The organism is Novosphingobium sp. BL-S-19 (assembly GCF_055521675.1).
In genome coordinates this window covers 67,830-91,268 of record NZ_CM145497.1, presented here as the reverse complement: position 1 = coordinate 91,268, position 23,439 = coordinate 67,830, and the positions used below count along the sequence as shown (strand labels likewise).

The 23,439-nt window shown below is 66.4% G+C and carries 20 protein-coding genes; 9 read left to right on the top strand and 11 right to left on the bottom strand.

Features of this window, described 5'->3' with window-relative positions; all coding sequences use genetic code 11:
• The first annotated feature begins 19 nt into the window (after window positions 1-19).
• Window positions 20-1,534, top strand: coding sequence for an aminotransferase-like domain-containing protein (locus tag ACZ1JV_RS00390; RefSeq protein WP_465149120.1), 1,515 nt, complete (start codon window positions 20-22; stop codon window positions 1,532-1,534).
• Here ACZ1JV_RS00390 and alkB read toward each other — a convergent pair.
• Genes alkB through ACZ1JV_RS00375 form a run of 3 tightly spaced genes read right to left on the bottom strand, consistent with a single transcriptional unit; the run spans window position 1,436 to window position 3,298 of the window.
• Window positions 1,436-2,077 carry a DNA oxidative demethylase AlkB gene (gene alkB, locus ACZ1JV_RS00385; protein ID WP_465149119.1) on the bottom strand — a complete coding sequence of 214 codons (642 nt, stop codon included), beginning with the start codon at window positions 2,075-2,077 and terminating at the stop codon, window positions 1,436-1,438. The two genes, ACZ1JV_RS00390 and alkB, sit on opposite strands and share 99 nt — an antisense overlap.
• Window positions 2,067-2,789, bottom strand: coding sequence for a 2OG-Fe(II) oxygenase (locus tag ACZ1JV_RS00380; protein WP_465149118.1), 723 nt, complete (start codon window positions 2,787-2,789; stop codon window positions 2,067-2,069). Before ACZ1JV_RS00380 ends, alkB begins: the two co-directional genes overlap by 11 nt.
• The gene (locus ACZ1JV_RS00375; RefSeq protein ID WP_465149117.1) at window positions 2,786-3,298 is read right to left on the bottom strand and encodes a methylated-DNA--[protein]-cysteine S-methyltransferase; all 513 of its coding nucleotides are present in this window, start codon (window positions 3,296-3,298) and stop codon (window positions 2,786-2,788) included. The genes ACZ1JV_RS00380 and ACZ1JV_RS00375 overlap by 4 nt, the downstream gene beginning before the upstream one ends.
• A 479-nt stretch (window positions 3,299-3,777) precedes the next feature.
• On the opposite strand from ACZ1JV_RS00375, the gene ACZ1JV_RS00370 reads away from it, so the two are divergent.
• Complete coding sequence (locus tag ACZ1JV_RS00370) at window positions 3,778-4,263, top strand: gluconokinase (protein ID WP_465149746.1); 486 nt, start codon at window positions 3,778-3,780, stop codon at window positions 4,261-4,263.
• Window positions 4,264-4,359: 96 nt separating this feature from the next.
• Here the strand turns inward: ACZ1JV_RS00370 and ACZ1JV_RS00365 are convergent, their stop codons facing one another.
• Both ACZ1JV_RS00365 and ACZ1JV_RS00360 read right to left on the bottom strand, forming a co-directional pair.
• Window positions 4,360-5,037: a FadR/GntR family transcriptional regulator gene (locus tag ACZ1JV_RS00365; RefSeq protein ID WP_465149116.1), complete on the bottom strand. Its 678-nt coding sequence runs from the start codon at window positions 5,035-5,037 to the stop codon at window positions 4,360-4,362.
• 16 nt (window positions 5,038-5,053) lie between these two features.
• The gene (locus ACZ1JV_RS00360; protein ID WP_465149115.1) at window positions 5,054-6,400 is read right to left on the bottom strand and encodes a GntP family permease; all 1,347 of its coding nucleotides are present in this window, start codon (window positions 6,398-6,400) and stop codon (window positions 5,054-5,056) included.
• A 281-nt stretch (window positions 6,401-6,681) separates the two neighbouring features.
• Here ACZ1JV_RS00360 and ACZ1JV_RS00355 point away from each other — a divergent pair, with 281 nt between their 5' ends.
• The 3 genes from ACZ1JV_RS00355 to ACZ1JV_RS00345 are packed head-to-tail and all read left to right on the top strand — an operon-like array spanning window position 6,682 to window position 9,084.
• Window positions 6,682-6,948 (top strand): helix-turn-helix domain-containing protein, encoded by a 267-nt coding sequence (locus ACZ1JV_RS00355; RefSeq protein WP_465149114.1) that lies wholly within the window; start codon window positions 6,682-6,684, stop codon window positions 6,946-6,948.
• A 19-nt stretch (window positions 6,949-6,967) separates the two neighbouring features.
• The gene (locus ACZ1JV_RS00350) at window positions 6,968-8,074 is read left to right on the top strand and encodes a Gfo/Idh/MocA family protein (protein WP_465149113.1); all 1,107 of its coding nucleotides are present in this window, start codon (window positions 6,968-6,970) and stop codon (window positions 8,072-8,074) included.
• A 5-nt stretch (window positions 8,075-8,079) separates the two neighbouring features.
• Window positions 8,080-9,084 carry an SMP-30/gluconolactonase/LRE family protein gene (locus ACZ1JV_RS00345; protein WP_465149112.1) on the top strand — a complete coding sequence of 335 codons (1,005 nt, stop codon included), beginning with the start codon at window positions 8,080-8,082 and terminating at the stop codon, window positions 9,082-9,084.
• Window positions 9,085-9,121: 37 nt separating this feature from the next.
• Here the strand turns inward: ACZ1JV_RS00345 and ACZ1JV_RS00340 are convergent, their stop codons facing one another.
• The 4 genes from ACZ1JV_RS00340 to ACZ1JV_RS00325 form a co-directional block, all read right to left on the bottom strand.
• Window positions 9,122-9,877, bottom strand: a complete 756-nt coding sequence (locus ACZ1JV_RS00340) for an isocitrate lyase/PEP mutase family protein (RefSeq protein ID WP_465149111.1) — start codon at window positions 9,875-9,877, stop codon at window positions 9,122-9,124.
• 28 nt (window positions 9,878-9,905) lie between these two features.
• On the bottom strand, window positions 9,906-10,943 hold the full coding sequence (pyrC, locus tag ACZ1JV_RS00335; RefSeq protein ID WP_465149110.1) for a dihydroorotase: 1,038 nt from the start codon (window positions 10,941-10,943) through the stop codon (window positions 9,906-9,908).
• A 103-nt stretch (window positions 10,944-11,046) separates the two neighbouring features.
• Window positions 11,047-12,450, bottom strand: a complete 1,404-nt coding sequence (locus ACZ1JV_RS00330; RefSeq protein WP_465149109.1) for an ATP-binding protein — start codon at window positions 12,448-12,450, stop codon at window positions 11,047-11,049.
• Window positions 12,447-13,196, bottom strand: coding sequence for a response regulator transcription factor (locus ACZ1JV_RS00325; RefSeq protein WP_465149745.1), 750 nt, complete (start codon window positions 13,194-13,196; stop codon window positions 12,447-12,449). The genes ACZ1JV_RS00330 and ACZ1JV_RS00325 overlap by 4 nt, the downstream gene beginning before the upstream one ends.
• 191 nt (window positions 13,197-13,387) lie before the next feature.
• Here ACZ1JV_RS00325 and ACZ1JV_RS00320 point away from each other — a divergent pair, with 191 nt between their 5' ends.
• From ACZ1JV_RS00320 to ACZ1JV_RS00305, 4 genes are all read left to right on the top strand, one after another.
• The gene (locus ACZ1JV_RS00320) at window positions 13,388-14,494 is read left to right on the top strand and encodes an efflux RND transporter periplasmic adaptor subunit (RefSeq protein WP_465149744.1); all 1,107 of its coding nucleotides are present in this window, start codon (window positions 13,388-13,390) and stop codon (window positions 14,492-14,494) included.
• A 4-nt stretch (window positions 14,495-14,498) separates the two neighbouring features.
• Window positions 14,499-17,750: an efflux RND transporter permease subunit gene (locus ACZ1JV_RS00315; RefSeq protein ID WP_465149108.1), complete on the top strand. Its 3,252-nt coding sequence runs from the start codon at window positions 14,499-14,501 to the stop codon at window positions 17,748-17,750.
• A gap of 143 nt (window positions 17,751-17,893) precedes the next feature.
• Entirely contained in the window at window positions 17,894-19,309 is a 1,416-nt protein-coding gene (locus ACZ1JV_RS00310) for an efflux transporter outer membrane subunit (protein ID WP_465149107.1), read from the top strand.
• A gap of 82 nt (window positions 19,310-19,391) precedes the next feature.
• Window positions 19,392-19,979, top strand: coding sequence for a DUF4142 domain-containing protein (locus ACZ1JV_RS00305; RefSeq protein WP_465139009.1), 588 nt, complete (start codon window positions 19,392-19,394; stop codon window positions 19,977-19,979).
• Between the two features lie 90 nt (window positions 19,980-20,069).
• On the opposite strand, the gene ACZ1JV_RS00300 is transcribed toward ACZ1JV_RS00305, so the two are convergent.
• Together ACZ1JV_RS00300 and ACZ1JV_RS00295 are read right to left on the bottom strand one after the other, a co-directional pair.
• A complete protein-coding gene (locus tag ACZ1JV_RS00300) occupies window positions 20,070-22,361 on the bottom strand; it encodes an acyl-CoA dehydrogenase (RefSeq protein ID WP_465149106.1) in 2,292 nt (763 codons plus the stop codon).
• A 91-nt stretch (window positions 22,362-22,452) separates the two neighbouring features.
• Window positions 22,453-23,334: a class I SAM-dependent methyltransferase gene (locus tag ACZ1JV_RS00295; protein ID WP_465149105.1), complete on the bottom strand. Its 882-nt coding sequence runs from the start codon at window positions 23,332-23,334 to the stop codon at window positions 22,453-22,455.
• Window positions 23,335-23,439: the final 105 nt, after the last annotated feature.

The following is a 23,439-nucleotide window of genomic DNA, read 5'->3' as shown; positions in this document are numbered from 1 at the left end:
GTATAGAGAGTGACACAGAATGGGCCAAGAGACGCAGACCGGGCGCGTGATGGAGGGGATCCGCAGCCGGATTGCCGCGCGCCTGCTGTGTTCGGGGGATCGCCTGCCATCGGTGCGGGCCAGCGCGGCAAGTTTCGGCGTCTCGCCGGCGACGGTGGTCGAAGCCTACGACCGGCTGGTTGCCGACGGGCTTATCGAGGCGGTGCCACGCTCCGGCTTTTTCGTCAGCCCGCTTGCCGGCGCGCCGCAAAGCCCCGCCGCACGGACGCCGCAGCGCGAGCACGCGATCGATCCCTTCTGGGTATCGCGTCAGTCGCTCGATTTCACGCAAGTGACGGACAAGCCGGGCTGTGGCTGGCTGCCGCCGGACTGGATGCCGCAACCTGCCCTGCAAAAGGCGCTGCGCGAGGTCAGCCGGGATCCCGAACTGCTCGCTCTCTACGGAACTACGGCCGGCGATCCGGTGCTGCGCCGCCAGATCGCGCTGCGCTTTGCCGCAGAAGGGCTGACATGCGAAGCGGACCGCATCCTGCTGACTCATTCAGGGTCGCAGGCGCTGGACCTGATCTGCCGCCTGCTGCTGAAGCCAGGGGATACCGTCCTTCTGGATGACCCGTGCTACTTCAATTATCAGGCGCTGGTTGCCGCACACGATGTGCGCGCGGTCAGCGTGCCGTTCACGCCGACCGGCCCGGATCCGGACCAGTTCGAGGCGATCGTCGCCGCCGAGCGGCCGCGCCTCTACATCACCAATTCGAACCTGCACAATCCGTCGGGCGCCAGCCTCAGCCTGGTTACCGCGCATCGGCTGCCGGGAATTGCTGCGGCGCACGGCATGGTGATCGTCGAGGATGACATCTTCGCCGATTTCGCCCCCGGCGCGCCAACGATGGCCGCGCTGGACGGGCTTTCGGGTGTGATCCGCATCGGCAGCTTTTCCAAGACGCTGTCGGCGGCGCTTCGCTGCGGCTACATCGCCGCGCGCCCGGAATGGATCGAGGCGCTGACCGACCTGCAACTGGCGACCGGCTTCGGCGGGCCGAGCCCCATCGCCACCGCCGCCATAAGCCGGGTGCTGGCGGGCGGCGGCTATCGGCGACACATGGAAAATCTCCGGCGCAAGCTGACCAAGGCACGCAAGGCGCTGGCGGAGCGGCTGGCGCCAATGGGCATTGTTCCGCAAGGCAGCCCCATTGGCGGTTTCACTTTGTGGTGCCGGTTGCCGGGCGGGGTGGACAGTGCCGTGCTGGCACAAGGCTGCCTGTCGCGCGATGTGGTGCTGGCCCCCGGCAACGTGTTCAGCCCCAGCCAAAGCGCCGCGCCCTTCATGCGTTTCAACGTCGCGCAAACCAGCGAGAACGCATTGCGCGTGATCGCCGCCGTGCTGCAGGAGCGCGCGCCGGTCACGGACCCCAGCACCGCGCCTTCCGGCCAATCACCGGGCTTTCCGGAAGGTAAGGTTGTAGCGCAAGGCGCCGGTCGCGGGATGAACACCGTCCTTCAAGGCATCGATGCCGTGGAAGACCATGCGTGACCGGCCGCCCCAGACGGCAACGTCACCGTGGACCAGACGATGCCGGGCAGGGCGGTCGCCGCGCTGGAAACCGCCCCAGAGGAAAGTGGCGGGCAAGCCGAGCGAGACCGACACGATAGGCGCCGCCTTGTCCCGCTCATCCATGTCCTGATGCAGCGACAGGCGTGTTCCGGGCAGGTAGCGGTTGACGAGGCAGGCGTCGGGCACGAAGCCGGCAAAGCCCAGCGCGGCGGCGGCGCGACCGGCAAGGTCGACGAACAGCGGCGGCAGCGCGGGCCATGGGGCATCCGTTTCCGGATCGATCGCGGCGTAGCGATAGCCGGATTGATCGGATATCCAGCCGAGCGCGCCGCAATTGAACATCGCCACCGACAGTCGCCGGCCGCCCCGCGTCTCCATGTTCCGGAACGGGGTATCGGCATTCATCCTTCGGATTTCCGTGATCAGCTGATCGGCAATATCCAGCGCGAAGCCGCCCAGAATTCCCGCATCGGGTCCCAGCGTGGCATCGCGCCGTTCGTGGGCGAACAAGTCAGGCAGCATCGTGGAAGATGATCCCCAAGGCATGTCGTTTGCCCGAGCGCAGCGTGCTGACGCCGTGGCGCAGCATCACGCGATAGTCGCCGCGCGTGCCGCGTTGCGGGCGCATGTTGACCGCGAACACCACACCGTCGCCCTTGCCCAGCGGCACCACTGTCGCGCGCGACTGCATGCGCGGGCGCTGCTCGGTCAGCACGAATTCGCCGCCGGTGAAATCGGTGCCCGGCGCGGAAAGCAGCACGGCGACCTGAAGGGGGAACACATGCTCACCATAGAGATCCTGATGCAGGCAGTTGTAATCGCCCCGCCCGTATTGCAGCAGCAATGGCGTGGGGCGGCGCTGGCCGGCGGCGTGGCAGCGTGCGAGGAATTCCGCATGATCGGCCGGGAAGCGCACATCGATTCCCATCCGTTCGTGCCAGCGGTTCGCGATCGGGGCAATGCGCGGGTAAAGCGCCGTCCGCGCCGCCTGCACCAGCGGCGGCAGCGGATAGGCGAAATAGCGGTATTCGCCCAGGCCGAAACCGTGGCGCGCCATGTGGATGTGGCTGCGAAAAATGGGGGTCGGTCCATAGAGATCCGCCAATGCATCGCATTCCGCGTCGTCCAGCAGGCCCGGCAGCACGGCCCAGCCATCGCGATCGAGGTCTGCCGCCAGGGCCTGCCAATCATAGCCGGCGATGCGCGTTTGCAGCGTGGCCCTGTCGTTTCTCATGCCACCGCTTCCATATTGATGAGCTTGCGCTTGCGATGGACGCCCCAGCGATAGCCGGAAATGCCGCCGTCAGCCTTGACCACGCGGTGGCAGGGGATGGCCACCGCGATGCGATTGGCGGCGCAGGCCGCGCCCACTTCCTGTGCGGTGATTGCCATGTCCAGCGTTTTCGCCAGCGCGCCATAGCTGCGCGTTTCGCCGGGCGGGATCGCCCGCAGCGCCTGCCACACGGCCCGTTCCTGCGCGGTCCCGCGCATGTCGAGCGGCAACGGGAAATCTCCTTGGGGCGCATCGACCAGCGCGATGGCGGCGGCGAGCGCCGGGCCGGCCGTTTCCTCGTCGGCGATCAGCTCTGCCTCCGGAAAGGCGGCACGCAAATCGCGCAGCGCCCGCGTCGCATCGTCGGCCATCAGGATGGCGGCGACGCCGCGCGCGCTCGTCGCGGCGATCACTGTGCCCAGCCGGGCGGTACCGATCGCATAGTGCAAAGTCTCTTTCCCGGTATTCATGATCTTCGTCCTTCATCGCCTGCCTTGCGCGTTAGGGCAGGCGATGATCGCCAGCGATCCGATCCTTGCGTTCAAAACCACTTACTGCGCGCCGGATTATGGGTGAAGCGCTGGCAGAGTCCGTTTGAAAAATGCCCGCAGGGGCATTTTTGAGGCGGCACCGGCCCTCTCCCCCACCCTACCACCCATCGGTAGTATCCTGCGGGTGGTAGGCCCCCTCAGCGAAAAGGTCCCCCGGACCTTTTCGTGTTCTTCGGAACGGGAGAGGGCCGGTGCCGCAAAATTCGCATTTCGCGAATTTTCAAACGGGCGGCAGAGGCACCTGCGACGAAGGTCGTAGTATTCGGCGGCAGGCTGCGGCTCTATACCTTGGGCCGCGACAGAAGCGATGCGCCCGCCGGGTGTGTTCGGACAGCAAGGACCGCGTTTTGCCAGGATCTTCCGTAAACTCCAGCCAGCCAGACGGCGCCGTGATCGTGATGGGCGTCAGCGGCTGCGGGAAATCGACGCTGGGCGCGATGCTGGCGGAGGCGCTGGCTTGCGATTTCCTTGAAGGCGATGCGTACCATTCGGCCGATGCGGTGGAGAAGATGCGCGCCGGGCAGGCCTTGACGGACGAGGATCGCTGGCCCTGGCTGGACCGGTTGGGAGAGGCCGGGGCCAAGGCGATTTCGCTGCGCGGCCGGACGGTGATCGCGTGTTCCGCGCTGCGGCTCATCTATCGCGACCGTTTGCGCGCGGCCATCGGCGAGCCGGTGCGCTTCGTGCTGCTGGAAACCGATCGGGAAAAGCTGGTCACACGGATGGAGAACCGCCCCGGCCATTACATGCCGGCAAGCCTGCTCGACAGCCAGTTGGCCACGCTGGAATACCCGGTGGACCGTGAGCAGGCGCTGATTCTGGATAGCGAACAGCCGCCTGAAATCCTGCGCGACCGGGTGCTGCGCGATCTTCGCATAACTTAGAGCAGTTGATCCGATTGCATCGGATCAACTGCTCTAAGCTTCTGGTTTGACGCATTTTCCGAGTCATCAGATGATTCCATCTGATTGGAAAATGCTTTAAGGCATCAGGCGGCGGCGGCCTTCCCACAAGTGCCAGCGCATCGCCAATGCAGCGCCTTCGGCATCCTGCGCGCGGATCGCCGCCACTATCACCTCATGTTCGCGCAGCATCGTGGCGATCACGTCCGGTGAGCGGGAGCGGGAGATGTCCACGCCGGCGCGCATGATCTTCTCGACATCGGACCACAGCGCATCGAAGGCGATCAGGAAGGCGGGATTGCCCGTGGCCGCGGCGATGCGGCGATGCAGTTCCCGGTCCTCGACATGGGCCGGCGCGTTCGACAGCAGGGCGGAACGCAGCATTTCCAGCCCTTCCTCCACATGGGCCATTTCCACCGACGTGCGCCGGGTCGCGGCAAGACGCGCCGCTTCCGCTTCCAGCACGAAGCGCACCTCATAGCTGCCCAGCGTCGCGGGCAGCTCGGTCATCGGCATGAAGGCGGCTAGGCGGTCGGAAGGGCGGCTCTTGACGAAGGAGCCGGCGCCGCGCCGCGCCTCGGTAATGCCGTCGGAAGCCAGGCGCACCAGCGCTTCGCGCACGATGGCGCGCGATACGCCGAACCGTTCCGCCAGCCGCGCTTCGGACGGCAGGCGCGCGCCAACCTCCAGATTCCCGGCCTTGATGATCTCCACGATGCCCGCATAGGCATGATCGGAAAGGCGCGGCTGGTTCATCGAAGCTCCTATACGCCTAGAACAGGCTGCTGCCGGCCAGCACCAGCAGCAGGCCCACCACCGCGACAACGGTTTCCATGATCGACCAGGTGCGGAACGTGCCGGGCATGTCGGTGCCGAGGTAGCTCTTCACCAGCCAGAAGCCGGGGTCGTTGACGTGGGAGAAGAACACCGAGCCGGCGCCGATCGCCAGCACCATCCATTCGGGCGCGACGCCCGAACTGGCGACCAGCCCCTCCATCACGCCGGCCGTGGTGATCGTGGCGACGGTGGCCGATCCGGTGGCGAGGCGGATGCAGACGGCGATGCCCCAGGCCAGCAGCAGGGGAGAAATCGCGCCCCCGCCGGCAAGGCGCACCAGCATGTCCGAAAGTCCGGCACTGACGAGCACTTGTTTCAGCGCGCCGCCGGCACCGATCGCCAGCAGGATGCCGCCGGCGGGCTTCATCGCCTCCGCCCAGATCGATTCCTGGATGCGGCGTTCGCCCAAACGGTGCCCGAACAGCAGCGGCAGGGCGAAAAGATTGGCCAGCAGCAGAGCAACGACCGGATCGCCCGTCCACGCCACCCATGCCAGCCGTGCCGCGAGAGCCGGCGGGGCGAGGGCGAGCGCCTGCCCGGCGGCGATCAGCAGAACTGGCAGGAGAACCGCGGCCAGTGCGCGGCCGACCGAAGGCGTTGCCACGTCGATGGTCGCGGGTGCCAGCAGCGGCGGGCTGAGCTGGACCCCGCGCGCCGTGAAGCGTGCCAGCACGGGGCCAGCGACGATGGCAGTGGGAATGCCCACCAGCAGGCCGTAGGCGAGCGTAAGGCCAAGGTTGGCGCCCAGCGCGTTGACCGCCAGCAGCGGCCCCGGATGCGGCGGCACCAGCGCGTGAATGACGGTAAGGCCGGCCAGTGCCGGCAACATCAGCCGCAGCTTGGCATCGTCGTCGTCCTGCCCCTTAGGCAGTGCCGCCGCCGCGGAGGCGACGATTGGCAGCAGCAGCACCAGCCCGGTTTCGAAGAACAGCGGCAGGCCGATCAGCAGCGCGGTGAAAAGGCTGGCCCAGGGCGCGCCCCTGACGCCGGAGACGCCCAGCGCCGCGCGCGCCAGCCCGGCAGCCCCGTTCGACAGTTGCAGCATGGCGCCAAGGCCCAGCCCCAGTGCCACCACCAGCCCGGTGCCGCCAAGGATCGTGCCGGCGCCTTTCTCCACGGCCTTTACGGTCTCTTCCAGCGGGATTCCGGCCAGAATGCCCACCGTGAAAGCGCCGCATAGCAGCCCGACGAAGGGATGAAGACGGCCGCGAACGATAAGCGCGATGGACAGCGCGATGCCGGCGACGGCGGAAAGGACCAGCCTTACGTCTTCCGGTGTCACGATTCGCCGGCTCCCGACGGTGCGACCATGTCGGTTATCCTTTTGTCGAGCGGTCCTGCCCGATGAAATGACGGCGTCATTCCCCGCCTCTCCCCTTATTGTTTCCGTTTGACGGGCGTGCATCCCGTAAAAACCTGTTGGACAGGTTATAGCTGGCGCGCGCGCATATTCCACATGATTTCGCGCCTGACGGCAGAATCCGCTTGAACCTGTCAGACTGATTCCCGTATCACCGCGCTCAACGACGGCGCCGCAAGAATTGGGTCAAGGGAGAGAAGCCGATGCACCACGCTGCAGATCCGTGCACGATTCCTGCCAGCCGGCGAGAGGCAGTGGCGGAAGCACCGCATTTCACGCCGACGCAGCTGAAGGTTCTGCGCTGCGTGCGGTCTGGTCTGCTGAACAAGCAGATCGCCTACGAACTGGGCATGGCCGAGGCCACGGTGAAGGTTCACATGACCGCGCTGATGCGCAAGCTGAACGTGCGCAACCGCACCCAGGTGGCCATTGCCGCCGGGCGGCTGGTGCCTTCGGCATTCTGTCCTTAAGGCGGCAGGGGAAACGGAGATGGGATCGCGGCGAGAAGTTCTGGGCGGCATGGGGGCAGGGCTGGTGATGGCGGCAGGCTTGCGCGCGCCCCCGGCCATCGCGGCACCGCGCAAGATCGGCTATGCCGTGGTCGGCCTTGGCTACTACGCCACGCGGCAGATCATGCCGAACTTCGCTGGGTGCGAGCATTCCCGGCTGGTCGCCTTGGTCAGCGGCACGCCGGCAAAGCTGGAACAGTACGGCGCGCAATACGGCATCCCGCCATCGCATCGCTACAGCTACGCCGATTTCGATAGCATCCGCGACAATCCGGATATCGACGCGGTCTACATCGTGCTGCCCAACAGCCTTCACGCCGAATATACCGTTCGCGCGGCCCGGGCGGGCAAGCACGTCATGTGCGAAAAGCCGATGGCGACTTCGGTGGCCGAATGTCAGGCGATGATCGCCGCCTGCCGGAAGGCGGGGACCAAGCTGATGATCGGCTATCGATCGCGGTTCGAGCCTTACAACCAGCTGGCGATCGAACTGGCGCGCGGCGGCCATGTCGGCCCGACGCGCCTTATCACCGCAGAGCATGGGTTCTCCATCCAGCCGGGCCAATGGCGGTTGCAGCGGGCGATGTCCGGCGGCGGCTCGATGATGGACATCGGCGTCTACAGCCTGAATGCCGCGCGCTATCTTACCGGCGAGGAGCCCATAGAGGTGAGCGCGGTGGAATCGACCGACCGATCCGACCCGCGTTTCCGCGAGGTGGAGGACAGGGTCAGCTTCGTCCTGCGCTTCCCCTCCGGCATCCAGGCCAATTGCATTTCCAGCTATAGCTCCGCGCACAACGGCTACCGCGTGACCGGCACGCAGGGCTGGATCGCGCTGGAGCCGGCCACGCCCTATGCGGGGCAGGCGATGACGATCAACAAGGACGGCACCACCGCGCCCAGAATGCTGCCGCCGCCCGCGCGCAACCAGTTCGCGGCACAGTTGGACCATCTGGCCGAATGCATCCAGACCGGCGCGACGCCGATCGTCGCCGGTGAGGAAGGTCTGAAGGACATGCGGATTATCGAAGCGATCTATCGCGCGATGGCGGAGCGTCGCCACGTTGCATTGACGGAATTGGGGTGAGGGGCATGATGAATCGTCGCAGTCTTCTGGCGGGAATGGCCGCCGCGTCCGTGCTGGACGCCGCGCCGCTGCTGGCGGCGAAGGAGGCCGGTTTCGGCAATGTCCGCCGTCTCGATCCCGGTCTGGACAAAGTCATCGCGCCCGGCGCGCAGATCCGCCGTCTCGCCACCGGCTTCCAGTGGACCGAGGGGCCGGTATGGATTCCGCGTGAGAATTGCCTGCTGTTCACCGATCCGCCCGCCAACACCGTGCATCGCTGGAGCGCGCGCAAGGGTGCGGAAGTCTTTCTGCGCCCATCCGGCCTGCAAACGCCGGTTCCCGCCAGCATCCGCGAGCCCGGTCTCAATGGTCTGGCGCTGGACGCCCGCGGGGCGCTGATCGCGGCGGACAGCGGATCGCGCGCGCTGGTGCGGATCGATCTTGCCACGCGCCGCCGCGAAACGCTGGTGGACCGGTATGAAGGCAAGCGCTTCAACAGCCCCAACGACCTTTCCATCGCCGCATCGGGCGCGATCTATTTCACCGATCCGACGTATGGATTGGCGGAAGGCGACGATTCCTCGCTGCGCGAAGTGCCATGGTGCGGCCTCTATCGCCTTTCGCCCGACGGCAAGGTGACAGTGCTGGACCGCGATCATCGCCGCCCCAACGGCGTCGCGCTGTCGCCCGATGGGCGTACGCTTTACCTGTCGCTGTCGGACGAGGCCCAGCCCGAAGTTCTGGCCTATACCCTCGACGCAAACGGCATGCCCACCGATCGGCGCCGGTTCCTGGACCTCCGAGCAGAACTGGCGGAAGGGCGTCCGGGCTTGCCGGACGGGATGAAAGTGGACCGTGCCGGCCACGTCTTCGCCACCGGCCCCGGCGGGATTCATGTCTGCACGCCGGAAGGGCAGGTGCTCGGCGTGGTGGAGACTGGAAAGGCCGTTTCCAATTCCGCACTGGGGCAGAATGGCAAGACGCTGTTCCTGACCTCTTCGGACAGTGTGGCCGCAGTTCCGCTGGTATGATCCGCCGCGAAAGGGCTGACCGTGCCAGCGGTGCGGATCAGCCCTGTGCGATGCCTGCCAGATGGGCCATCGCGGCCAGATAGGGCGCCGGCCCGCGACTTACGCGGCGCACGCCGGCCTGCGCGAAGGGCTCCAGCGAAGCGGCCAGATCGGTAACCATCACGTTGACCGGCAGGTCCACGGCAGCGCAGAGATCGGCGATCAGGTCCGGGTCCATCAGCCCCGGCACGAACAGGCCGGATGCGCCGGCGGCCCTGTAGTCGCGCGCGCGATTTTTGGCTTCGGCGATGAAGCCGGGGTGCTCTGCGCCGTCGCTGTTCAGGAAGAAGTCGGTGCGCGCATTGATGAACAGCGGCACGCCGCGTGCTTCCGCGCGGTTGCGCAGAGCGGCGATGCGCTGGGCCTGATCGGCGGCGGGGCGGCATTCGGTGGTGCCGGCAAGGCCGTCCTCCACATTGATGCCGACGATGCCCGTCTCCAGCATCCGCTCAAGATTGTCGGCCGCAAGCTCCGCCGTTTCCGCGTAGCCGCGTTCGAAGTCCACCGTGACCGGCGCGGAAACGGTGGCGACGATCTGGCTGACAGTCGCGGCGAGCGTGTTGAACGTCAGCAGCTCTCCATCGGCGTGGCCGAGCGAGGCGGCGATGGCCCAGCTGCTGGTCGCGATGGCTTCCGCGCCTGCCCCCGCCACGGCCTTGGCGCTGCCGGCATCCCACACGTTGGTCAGGACCAGAGGATGTCCAGGCCGTTCATGCATAGCGGCAAAGCTGGCCGCGCGTGCGTTCTGATCCATCCTCGTCTCCTTCCGGACTTGCCAGCGTTCAGCCCGCGAAGCGCCACCGCAGCGTTTCGCCGGCGTGATAGGGAACCACGCGAAGATCGCCTTCGCCCATCGTATCGGGCACGATCACATCCTCGCGCGTCAGCGTTACCGTGCCTTCGTTCAGCGGCAGGCCGTAGAAATTGGGGCCATGCTCGGACGCGAAGCCTTCGAGACGGTCCAGAACGCCCTCGTCCTCGAACACCTGGGCATAGCTTTCCAGCGCGAAGGGCGCGTTGAAGATGCCGGCGCAGCCGCAGGCCGATTCCTTGCGATGCACTTCGTGCGGCGCGCTGTCGGTGCCGAGGAAGAACTTCGGCGATCCCGAAACGGCCGCCTTGCGCACGGCAAGCCGGTGCTGTTCGCGCTTCGCGACGGGCAGGCAATAGGCATGGGGACGGATGCCGCCATCGAACATCGCGTTGCGGTTGATGATCAGGTGCTGCGGCGTGATCGTTGCCGCAATCTTCGGGCCGCTGGCCGCCACGAACTCGACCGCTTCGGCGGTGGTGATATGTTCCAGCACGATCTTGAGTTCCGGCATGTCCGCCACCAGCGGCGTCAGGATGGTGTCGATGAACACGGCCTCACGGTCGAAGATGTCGACTTCGCGGCTGGTGACTTCACCGTGGACCAGCAGCGGCATGCCGATCCGCTGCATGGTTTCCAGCACGCCGGTCAGCTTGCGGATATCGGTGACGCCGTGCGCGGAATTGGTGGTGGCGTGGGCGGGATAGAGCTTGCAGGCGGCAAACACGCCCTGCTCATAGCCGCGCTCGATTTCCGCCGGATCGGCACCGTCGGTCAGATAGCAGGTCATCAGCGGCGTGAAGTCCGAACCTTCGGGCAGGGCATCGACGATTCGCTGGCGATAGGCCTCTGCGCCGGCGACGGTGGTGACGGGCGGCGTCAGGTTGGGCATCACGATGGCGCGCGCGAACTGGCGCGCGGTGTGGCCGACAACGGCTTTCAGCATCGCGCCATCGCGAAGGTGGACATGCCAATCGTCGGGGCGGCGGATCGTGATCTGTGCAGTCATGCCAGCCGCTCTAGCGGCCAGAATGCGCGCCGTCGATGCCGTGCTTGGCAAAATTGCGGGCCCGCATCCGTTGCAACGTTGCATGGCAAACGATGCGTGGTGCCTATCCGGTGTGGCCCTCGTCCCTGCTGCGAATGGCGCTGCCGGGAATGCGGATTTCCGCCAGCAGCCCGCCCTGCGGTGCGTTGCGGAGCTGGAGCGTGGCGCCGAACGTGCCCACTTGCGCCAGCGCGATGGCAAGGCCGATGCCGGTGCCATTGCCCTTGCTGGAGGAAAGCCGGCGGAACGGCTGCATGGCTAGCGGCAATTCGTCTTCGGGCAGGCCCGGCCCTCGGTCCGCCACGCGGATCACCAGATCGCCATCCTCGCGCAGGCAGCTGAGTTCCGCGCTGCCGCCGTACTTCAGGGCATTGTCCACCAGATTGCCCAGCGCGCGGGCCAGGGCATTGGGCTTCACCCGTGCCTCCGCCCCGCAGCCGCGCACGAAGGCGACGCGGTGGCCGAATTCGGAGGCATCCTCGGCAATGCTGGAGAGGATGGAATCGATGTCCAGCACTGCCCAGGGCTCGCGAATCTCGCTGCTGCGGGCAAGGTCCAGCCCGTCGCGCACCATCTGCTGGGTGATCGCCAGATCGGCCACCAGTCGCTCGCGCAGATCCTCGTCCTCCACCTGTTCCAGCCGCAGGCGCAGCCGGGTGAGGGGGGTCTGCAGATCGTGGGTGACGGAGGCGAGGATCTGGGTCCGCTCTCGCAAGCCTTCGCGCACGCGTTCCTGAGCCAGATTGAAGGTTTCCAGCGCGGCGCGCACTTCACTGGGGCCCTTGACCGGGATCGGTTCGAACTCCCCGATCAGCGAAAAGGCGCGGGCCGCGCGTTCCATGCGGCGCAGCGGGGCGGTGGCAAGGCTGGCCGCGAGCAGGCCCAGCAGGGCGCCGGCGATGATGATCAGTTCCAGGTAGGGCGGGCCGATGCGGTGCCGATCCCACCCGCGATCGGGCCAGAGGTCTACGACATAGCGCAAGTCGGCGCTTCCGGGGCGGGCCACTTTGATGAACCAGCAGTCCGGCAGCGGATCGGTGTTCATGCCGGCCGCGTGGGGATAGCGCGTGAGCTGCGCGAAGCATTCTCCGTTCAGCAGCGGCATGACGCGGGCCGGGCGGCCGAGCCGTTCGGAAAGGCTTTGCGAAAAGGTGGCGTCCGGCGCGGTCATCCGCCATGCCGGATTGGCATCGTGCGCGCCCAGGATCACGCCGCGCGACAGCAGGCGGTCGGTCTGTTCGGGCTGCCTTTCGAAGCGGTGGGCGATATCCTCGGCACTGCGCAGCGCGGCGGCGACCTGTTCCTTGCGGAACATGGAGTGCCGCAGGCTGTCGGAGGCCTGCAGTGCCAGCAGCGCGGAAATCGCCATGCCCAGCGACAGCACCAGCGTCAGCCGCCCGGCCAGCGAACGCGGATAATCGCGCAGGCGCCGCAGGAAACTGCGCTTTGCGGGTTCAGCGGCGGTCATTCGAACGCGACGGGGCCGGGCAGGACATAGCCTTCGCTGCGCACTGTCAGGATCAGTTCGTCACCGCCCGGCACGCTGGCCAGCTTGTGACGCAACCGGCTGATCTGGATATCGATGGAGCGATCGAAGGCGACCGTGGCGCTGCGTTCCGGCAGCAGTTCCTCGCGCGAGAGCACCTGGTTGGGCGCTTCGATAAAGCGGGTAAGCAGGCGGTATTCGGCGGAGGAGAGCATGACCAGCCGCTCGTCATCGGTGACGAGCCGGCGCTGGTGCAGGTCCAGCCGCCACGGGCCCACGCGGGCGAAGCGGGCCACACGCGGGCGCGCGCCGGCCTGACCGCCATGCACGCCGTCGAACACGCGGGATCGGCGCAGCAGGTTGCGCACGCGGGCCAGCAATTCGCGCGGCTCGAAAGGTTTGGTCAGGTAATCGTCCGCACCCAGTTCCAGCCCCAGCACGCGGTCGATCGGCCCTTCGCGCGCGGTGACCATCATGATCGCGCCCTGATGCCCGGCGGCGCGCAAGTCGCGGCAGATGTCCAGCCCGTCGCCATCCGGCAGGTTGAGGTCGAGGATCAGCAGGTCCACCGGATCGCCTTCAAGGCTGCGGCGCAGTTCGGCCACGGAGCCGACCGAATCCACGCGCTGCGGTTCGCGCGAAAGCTGCGCGGCGATCAGTTCGCGAATGTCGGGATCGTCTTCCAGGACGATGATGCGGCCTTCGGGCGCATCGCTCTGCGGGATCATGAAAGAGGCCATAGACGCGCTGCCCGGTGAAGTCTGCCCTGCCGATACACGATGAAACAATAGGCTACCGCCGGCAACTTGACGATACGCACCGTTCATTGCCGATCCGTGCTGCGGCGCACAATTGCACCCCAAACCTGCAATCGTGCACAGGAGCCCCCCGCTTGCGCCACCCCTTCCAACATCTCGCCATGGCATCCGCGCTGGCGCTGGCCACGTTGAGCCTTGGCGGTTGCGGGCAGAAGCCCGCCATGCCGCAGATGGACGTCGAAGTCGGCGTCGTCACCCTGACGGCGGAGCCGGTTGCCGTTTCCACTACGCTTTCGGGGCGCACCGCCGCCACCATGGTTGCCGAAGTGCGCCCACAGGTGGCCGGCATCATCCAGTCCCGCCTGTTCGAGGAAGGATCGCTGGTCCACGCCGGGCAGCCGCTCTACCAGATCGATCCGCGCCTCTATCGCGCCTCGCTCGATACCTCGCGCGCGCAGTTGGAAAATGCGCAGGCCACGCTCTACAGCGCCGAGGCCAAGGCCCGGCGCTATCGCACGCTGGGCGACAGCGAGGCGGTGAGCGCGCAGGACAAGGACGAGACGATCGCCGCCGCGCGCGCCGCGCAGGCCGCCGTCCACCAGTATCAGGCCAGCAGCCGCAGCGACGCCGTGAGCCTTGAATTCACCCGCGTGCTCGCCCCGATCACCGGCCGCATCGGTCGCTCCTCGGTAACCAAGGGCGCGCTCGTTACCGCCAGCCAGACCGATGCGATGGCGACGATCCAGCAGCTCGATCCGATCTTCGTGGACATCACCCAGTCCTCCGCCGATCTGCTGCGCCTGCGCAGCGCGCTGGCCAAGGGCAGCATTCTGCCGGGCAGCACCAAGGTCTCCCTCACGCTGGAGGACGGGACGAAATATCCCGTAGAAGGCACCATCGAATTCAGCGAGGTCAACGTCGATCCCGAAGCGGGCACGGTGACGATCCGCGCGCGCTTCCCCAATCCCGATGGGCTGTTGCTGCCGGGCATGTTCGTGAAGGTCGATGCGCCGCAGGGCGTGATGCAGAACGGCATCCTGGCCCCGCAGCAGGGCATCTCGCGCGATGCCAAAGGCAACGGCACCGCGCTGGTGGTCAATGCCCAAGGCACGGTGGAGCAGCGCAAGGTCACCACCGGGCAGGCGATCGGCGACAAGTGGCTGATAACCAGCGGCCTCAAGGCCGGCGACCGCCTGATCGTGGAAGGCACGGACAAGGCGCATGCCGGCGCCAAGGTCAAGACCGTGACCGTGAAGCTGGGCGACTGATCCGATGAACCTCAGCCGCTATTTCATTGACCGGCCGATCTTCGCCTGGGTCATCGCCATCATCGTCATGATGGCCGGCATTGCCGGGATCATGAGCCTTCCCGTCGCGCAATATCCCGATGTCGCGCCGCCGTCCGTCACCGTCAGCGCCACCTATCCCGGCGCTTCGGCGCAGACGCTGGAAAACTCGGTCACCCAGGTGATCGAACAGCAGCTGACCGGCATCGACAACCTGCTCTACTTCTCGTCGAGTTCGGACAGTTCCGGCTCGGCCTCCGTCACGGCGACGTTCGCCAAGGGCACCGACCCTGATGTTGCGCAAGTGCAAGTGCAGAACAAGGTGCAGCAGGCCAATTCGCGCCTGCCGACGCAAGTGCAGCAGCAGGGGCTGACGGTCACCAAATCCAGTTCCGACATGCTGCTGGTCGTCGCGCTTTATGACGAGAGCGACAAGACCACCGACAGCGACGTTGCCGACTATCTCGTCTCCAACCTGCAGGACGATCTGGCCCGCGTAAACGGCGTGGGCGGCGTGCGCGTGCTGGGTTCGCAATATGCGATGCGGATCTGGCTGGATCCCGCCAAGCTGATGGCGCGCCAGTTGATCCCGTCCGACGTGGAAAGCGCGATCACCGCGCAGAACGTGGACCTTTCGGCCGGGCAACTGGGTGCGGAGCCGCTGGTGAAGGGGCAGATGCTCAACGCCGTAGTCAAGGCCAAGTCGCGCCTGCAGACCGCCGACCAGTTCCGCCAGATCGTGGTGAAGACGCTCACCGACGGTTCGGTGGTGCGCCTGTCCGACGTCGCCCAGGTGGAGATGGGGCAGGAAAGCTACATGATGTCCGCCCGCATGAACGGGCATCCGGGGGCGGGCATCGGCATCGAACTGGCCTCCGGCGCGGATGCGCTGAAGACCGTGGCCGCCGTGAAGGCGCGCGTGGCCGAACTGTCGCAGGACCTGCCGCAGGGCTACAAGATCGCCTACCCGCGCGACACCAGCGACTTCGTGAAGCTGTCGATCCATGAAGTGATCGAGACGCTGGTCATCGCCATCGTGCTGGTCGTGCTGGTGATGTACGCCTTCCTGCAAAGCTGGCGCGCCACGCTGGTGCCGGCGATCGCCGTGCCGGTGGTCTTGCTGGGCACTTTCGGCATCCTGGCGCTGCTGGGCTACTCTATTAACACGCTGACGCTGTTCGCGATGGTCCTGGCCATCGGTCTGCTGGTCGACGACGCCATCGTCGTGGTCGAGAATGTCGAACGCGTGATGCACGAGGAGGGCCTGAGCCCCTATCGCGCGACGATACGTTCGATGGACGAGATCGGCTCCGCGCTTGTCGGCATCGCGCTGGTGCTGTCGGCGGTGCTGCTGCCGATGGCTTTCTTCGGCGGCAGTACCGGGGTGATCTATCGCCAGTTCTCGATCACCATCGTTTCGGCCATGGCGCTTTCGGTGCTGACCGCGCTGGTGCTTTCGCCCGCGCTCTGCTCCACACTGCTGAAGGCGCGTGAAGACGTGGACCATGCGCAGGCGCCCGCAACCGGCCTGCGCGGCGCGATGTCGCGCCTGCAGCAGCGGGTGAACGGCGGCTTCGGCGCCTTCAACCGCTGGTTCGACCGCATGACCGGCCGCTATGTCGATATGACCGGGAAGCTGATCGCCCGCCGCCGCGTCTGGCTGGTGGTCTATGGACTGGTGATCGTCGCCCTCGTCGTGATCTTCACGCGCCTGCCCACCGGCTTCCTGCCGACCGAGGATCAGGGGCAGGTCATGGTCGTCTACCAGCTTCCCGCCGGTGCCACCTCCGAACGGACCGACAAGGTGCGCGCGCAGATCGAGCAGGCTTTCCAGTCCGAGGGCAGCAACGTTCCGATCCGCTTCACCGTCGGCGGTTTCAGCTTCAACGGATCCGGCCAGAACGCGGGCATGGGCTTTGCCAATCTTGCCCCGTTCGATGAGCGCAAGGATTCCAGCAAGAGCGCCAATGCCATCACCGGGCGGATCATGGCCAAGCTGTCGAAGATCCGCGATGCGCAAGTCTTCGTGATGACGCCGCCTTCGATCCAGGGGCTGGGGCAGTCGAACGGTTTCACGTTCCAGTTGCTCAATTCCACCAACATGGACCGGGCGAAATTCGTCGCCCTGCGGGACAAGCTGATCGCCGCGGCCAATCAGGATCCCAAGCTTTCACAGGTCCGCGCCTCCACCCTGCCGGATACGCCGCAGTTCGACGTCCATTTCGACGATGCCAAGCTCTCCGTGCTCGGCCTGTCCGTCGCGAACGCGACCGATACGCTCAGCACTGCCTGGGGCGGCACTTACGTCAACGACTTCATCGATCGTGGCCGCGTGAAGAAGGTCTATGTGCAGGGTGAGGCGGAGGCGCGCATGCTGCCCAGCGATCTGGACAAGTGGTTCGTCCGCTCCACCGCCGGCACCAATGCCGATGGTACCAGCAAGATGGTGCCCTTCTCCGCCTTCACGACGATGGGCTGGGAAACCGGGCCGAACAGCCTTTCGCGCTTCAACGGGCGATCGTCCTACACGATCCAGGGCGATGCCGGTTCGGGCTATAGTTCGGGCGATGCGATGCAGGAGATGGTGGCGCTGCAACAGAAGATCGCGCCCGGCACCAGCTATGCCTGGAGCGATCTGTCCTACCAGCAGAACCAGTCCAGCGGGCAGGCGGTCTATCTCTACGCGCTGTCGATCGCGGTCGTGTTCCTGTGCCTTGCCGCGCTCTACGAAAGCTGGTCGGTGCCGCTGGCGGTGCTGCTGGTGATCCCGCTGGGCGTGATCGGCGCGGTGATCGCGGTGGCCGTGCGCGGTCTGGAGAACGACATCTATTTCCAGGTCGGCCTGCTCACCACCATCGGCCTTGCCGCCAAGAACGCGATCCTGATCGTCGAATTCGCCGAGCAGGCGTGGCGCGACGGGAACGACATGCTCCACGCCGCGCTGGAAGCGGCGCGCGTGCGCTTGCGGCCGATCATGATGACGTCGATCGCCTTCATGGCCGGCGTCGTCCCGCTCGCCGTGGCCACCGGCGCGGGCGCGCAGGGCCGTATCGCCATCGGCACCGCCGTGCTGGGCGGCATGCTGACCGCGACGGCGCTGGCGATCTTCTACGTGCCGATGTTCTTCGTCGTCGTTGCCAAGCTCTTCCACCGAGGAGGTGACGACGACGCTGCCCGGAACCTGCGGCAAGGGTCGCATGCCGAAGTTCCGGGCACCCCATCCGAAGGAGAGGCCTGACCGGCAGCCACTGCCGCCAGCCCGCCTTTGACCCCCATTCACCGGCCCGGAGAATATCGCACCCTCCCGCGCCGGTGAAGCCCGGGGCCCCGCCGATCCGCCATCGATCGGGGCTCCGGGCACCTTCATCGAGGACCATGCCGATGCGCCGCACCCTGATCCCGCTCCTTATTGCCGCGACGGCCCTGTCGGGCTGCAATCTGGCGCCCAAGTACGTCCAGCCGGCCGCCGCCGCCCCGGCGCAGTGGCCGCAAGGCGCGGCCTATGCGCCGGCCGAAGCCGGAGAGGCCGGGATGCCCTGGCGCACGCTGTTCGCCGATCCGCGCCTGCAGACGGTGATCGAGCGGGCGCTGGCGAACAACCAGAACCTTCAGGCCAGCCTTTCCAATGTCGCCTCGGCACGGGCGCAGTATCATGTGGAACGCTCGTACCAGTTGCCGACGCTGGCGGGGACGGCGAGCGCGGTGGGAACGCGCGGGCTCAAAACCTCGCAGGCCGATACGCAGACCTATGACGCCAATGTCGGTTTCAGTTCCTTCGAACTCGATCTGTTCGGCCGCGTGAAGAACCAGAGCCGGGAGGCGCTCGAGACGTACCTTTCGACCGAATCCGGCTATCGCTCCGCCCGCCTGACGCTGGTGGCCAATGTCGCGACCGCCTATGTCACGCTGGCCTCGGACCGGGACTTGCTCACGCTGGCCGAACAGACGCGCGCCAGTGGCCAGCGGTCGGTGGACCTGACCCGAAGCCTGCTCAAGTCCGGCCTTGCCGCCGCCGGAGACCTCGCCTCCGCACAGACCGTGCTGGAGCAGGCCAATTCCGATGTCGCCGCGCAGACGACGCTGGTGGCGCAGGATCGCAATGCGCTGGAACTGCTGGTCGGCGGATCGGTGGAGGATGCCTTGCTGCCCGCATCGCTGGCCGAACTGGATGCACGCATCGGACAGGTTCCGGCCGGGCTGTCGTCCGAAGTGCTGCTGCGCCGTCCGGACGTGGTGGAGGCCGAACACCAGCTGAAGGGCACATATGCCCAGATCGGCGCGGCCCGTGCGGCGTTCTTCCCGACGATCTCGCTGACCAGTGCGGTGGGCCTCGCCAGCACCGCGCTGGGCAACCTGTTCACCGGCGGCGCGACGCTGGCCAGCGGCACCGCCAGCGCGAGCGTGCCGATCCTGGGCGGCACCAACAAGGGCAATCTGGAATACGCCAAGGCGCAGCGCGAATACTACCTCGCCACCTACCGCGCGGCGGTGCAATCGGCCTTCAAGGACGTGGCCGACGCGCTGGCCCGGCGCGGCACCATCACCGATCAGCGCACCGCGCAGGACCGCTTGGTGACGGCGGCGCAAAAGAGCTACGACCTTGCCGATGCGCAATATCGGGCGGGGACGGAGACCTACCTCAACGCGCTTGTCGCCCAGCGTTCGCTCTATGCCTACCAGCAGACGCGGATAGCGACGATCCTGGCCGATCTGACCAACCGGGTCACCGTCTACAGCGCGATCGGCGCGGACGAGACGCTGGGGAATCCGGCCGAACCGGTCGCGACGGGCGGTTGACGGAACAGAATGAAGCATCGCGGGAACGCAAGGCGGGGATATCGGTTCACGAAACAGCAATGGACTGGAAGAGGAATACACCATGAGGCTTCAGGTACTTTGGACTGTCTCGTTCGCGGCGCTGGCTCTGGCCGGCTGCAAGAAGGAGGCTCCCGCTGCTAACGAGACGGCGACGACCGCGCCGGCCACCCCGATGGCACCGGACATGATGCCGGGCGCCGAAACCCCTGTGGCGGACGCCACGCTGGATCCGGCGCAGACCTTCGTCAACACGGCGGCCGCGAGCGACGCTTTCGAGATCGAGACGTCCAAGCTGGCGATTGCCAACAGCCAGTCTGCGGCAGTGAAGCGTTTTGCCACCAAGATGATCGACGCACATACCCAGTCCACCGAAAAGCTGAAGCTGGTGACCGGCAAGATGTCCCCCTCGATCACGCCCGATGCCGACCTGAGCGACGCGCAGCAGCAGGCGCTGGACGCACTCAAGGACCTTAAGGGCGCCGATTTCGACAAGGCCTATGCCAAGGCGCAAGTCGATGGCCATCAGGCGACGCTTGATGCGCTGAAGGCCTATGCCGCCAGCACCGATGCCGCTGCCCCGCTGAAGGATTTCGCGAAGTCGCTGATCCCCACGGTCACGGCGCACCTGAACATGGCGAAGGCTCTCTAGAGCGGTTTCCGATCGACTTTAGGGTATCGCCCGCAAGCGAGTGAAAAGGCGCATGGCTCGTGGCCATGCGCCTTTTCTCATGCCTCCAAGCTATTCGGCGGGTTCGGCAATGCGGTTTGTGCCGTCCTGCGCGGGGCGATTGAGATCCTGCGCCGCAAAGTCGTCGACTGCGATCACGTCGGCCACCGCCGCATCGGCGGCACGCAGGCTTGCGAGTTCTTCGTCGGTGATCAGGCCTTGCGCGTGTGCCTTGTCCAGATTGCGGATGCGCGCCTTGCGCAGGCGGTCATGGACCGGCTGGGTTGCCACCGTCTGCAGGAATGCGTCGGTCAGGCGGCCCACCGCCTCGTCCGCGCCGCCGATATAGACGTTCTCCACCAGACGGTCGCGCGCGGGGCAGGGTTCCAGGATGATGTCCGCGCACTGGCGGATCGTGCGGTCGGACGGGCCATTGCGACGGCGGCCGAAGGGCTGGATGAACAATCGCAGCATCCAGCCGACCGGTCGCGCGGGGAAATTGGCGATGATCTCCGAAAAGCGCTGCTCGATGGTGGCGAAGCCGCTTTCCATGCACCAGGCCAGAAGCGGCAGGTCGTCATCCAGCTGCCCTTCATCTTCCCAGCGCTTGAGTGCGCCGGACAGCAGGTAGAGTTCGGAAAGCACGTCTCCCAGCCGCGCGGAGAGCAGTTCGCGCCGCTTCAATTCGCCGCCCAGCGTCAGGAACGATATGTCGGACACGAAGGCGAAGGCGGCGGCATAGCGGCTCATCTGCCGGTAATAGCGGCCCACCCGTTTTGCGCCCCGGTTCGTCCGCCCATCGGCCTTCGGCGCGGGGGCGAAGATGCCGCCGCTCCAACTGCGCACGAAAGCGCGGATGGCGGTTTTCAGCGCATGGCCAATGTGCTTCCACAGCACCTGATCGAAATTGGCCAGAGCCCGGCTGCGATCGGCCTCCCCCACGGCGCGGATTTCCTGCAACAGGTAAGGGTGCGACCGGATTGCGCCCTGGCCGAAGACCATCAGGCTGCGGGTGAGGATATTGGCGCCTTCCACAGTGATGCCCACCGGGATGGCGCGGTACTGGCTGCCCAGATAGTTGCGCGGCCCCTCTATGATCGCCTTGCCGCCGTGGACGTCCATCGCATCGTTGATGACCACGCGCATGCGCTCGGTAGCATGGAGCTTGAGGATCGAGGAAATCACCGCCGGATGGTTGCCCTGATCCAGCCCCGCGCAAGTCAGGCGCCGCGCCCCGTCCAGCAGATAGGCATTGCCCGCGATCCGGGCGAGGCGTTCCTGAATGCCTTCGAACTTGCCGATCGGCAGGTTGAACTGCGACCGCACCCGCGCATAGGCGCCGGTGGTATGCGTGGCAAAAGCCGCCGCCGCTGCCGAGAGCGAGGGCAAGGAGATTCCGCGTCCCGCCGCCAGTGCGCTCATCAGCATCTTCCAGCCCTGGCCCACCCGGTCCGGGCCGCCGATCACATTGTCCAGCGGGATGAAGACGTCGCGCCCTTCGTTCGGGCCGTTCTGGAAGGTCTGCATCGAAGGGATGTGCCGGCGGCCGATGGTGACACCAGGTAAATCGGTGGGCACCAGCGCCACGGTGATGCCGATATCGTCCTCTCCGCCCAGCAGGTGATCGGGATCTTGCAGCTTAAAGGCGAGACCGAGGATCGTCGCCACCGGGCCCAGCGTGATGTAGCGCTTGTGCCAGTTGAGGCGGATGCCCAGCACTTGCTCTCCATTCCATTCGCCATGGCAGACCACGCCTTCGTCGATCATGGCGGCCGCGTCTGACCCCGCTTCCGGGCTGGTGAGCCCGAATGCCGGCACCTCGCGCCCGTCGGCGAGGCGGGGCAGCCAGTATTGCTGCTGCGCCTGCGTGCCGAAGCGCAGGATCAGTTCGCCCGGCCCCAGCGAATTGGGCACCATGGCCGTCACCGCCGTGGAGACCGAGCGGGTGGCGATCTTTCGCACGATCTCGCTATGCGCGAAGTTGGAAAAGCCCAGACCGCCATGTTCCTTGGGAATGATGATGCCGAAGAACTTCTCCCGCTTCAGAAAGTCCCAGGCTTCCGGCGGCAGATCGCGGGTTTCCCAGGTCATCCGCCAATCGTCGATCATCGCGCAGAGCGTGTCGACCGGGCCGTCCAGAAAGGCGCGCTCCTCCTCGGTCAATGCTGCGGGAGGGACGGCGAGCAGCTGGTCCCAGTCCGGGTTGCCGGTGAACAGCGCGGCATCCCACCAGGTGTTGCCCGCGTCGATCGCCTCGTTCTCCGTGGCGGACAGCGCGGGCAGCGCCGATTGCACGAGCGAGAGGACCGGCCGGGTAAGGATCTCGCGGCGGGCGGTGGTGGCAAAGTCGGCGGCAAGCGACATCGGGCAGGCTCCTTTTCCTGCCCCAACAACGCCTGCGCCAGCCGAATTGCTCCCGCATCATCGGGCCCGCGCGATCAATGGTAGCTTGCGATCAGTGATAGCTCGCGACTTGCCGCCTGACCTCGTCCTCCGGCGCCTCGTCGTCCTGCGCTTGCGGTTCGCCCTGCGCGGGACCGTACTTCACATGGCGATAGACCCGGCGGCACCGCGCAGCGAGGTCCGGGGCCAGATCCTGTCCCCATTCGAGCACGCGCGAGCGCAGCCGCTGGATCCGGTTGGCCGATGCCGACTGGAACACCAGTTGCCGATAGACCGCCAGCGCATCGCCCGGGTCGATGATCCGCGCGGGGTCGCCAGTCAGTTCGCCGAAATAGGTGTCTACCAGACGCTGGCCGCTGCTCAGCTTGCCTGACGAGATCAGCATGTTCGTCAGCAGCCATGACAGCCGCATCTTGCTGTCGATCCGGTAGGTTGCGCCCCGGCGCTTCACGCGTACCCGGTCCGCCACGTCATCGATGATCATCGCACAGTCCGCGGCGCAGCGCCCGTGCAGGACGTGCAGGTCGCGGTCGATCCGGCCGTCCGCGTCCAGCATCAGGACGGACACGTCCTCACCCGCTGGCAGCGCGTCCACGCCGCTGACCAGATCTTGCGGGGTAATGGTGACGCGGTCCGCCACGCCGTAATGGGCAAGGCTTTTCTCGATCCGGGCGATGCGCTGTTCCGCCGTCTTGATCGATCGCCGTGGGCCGCCGGTCATCGGATCGAAAGTGAACACATGCCCCGGTTTTCCGGAATTGCGCAGGCCCAGCGCCAGCGCCACCGTGGCCGCGCCCAGCGCCGTGCCCACTTCCACGATCACCCCGCCGCGCTGCGCAGTCTCGTAAACTCGGGCATAGACTTGCGGGGACAGCATTCCATCGCAGGTGACGATCAGTTCGGAAAACAGCTCGGCATTGGCACCCTCGAGCATCGGCTTCCTCCCGATAACTGCCGCATAGTCGCCCGGATGGCGGGCGGTGAGGCAACGCTATTGAGGGTTAATCCGGGATAACTACCGGGGCGGTTGCCCCACTGG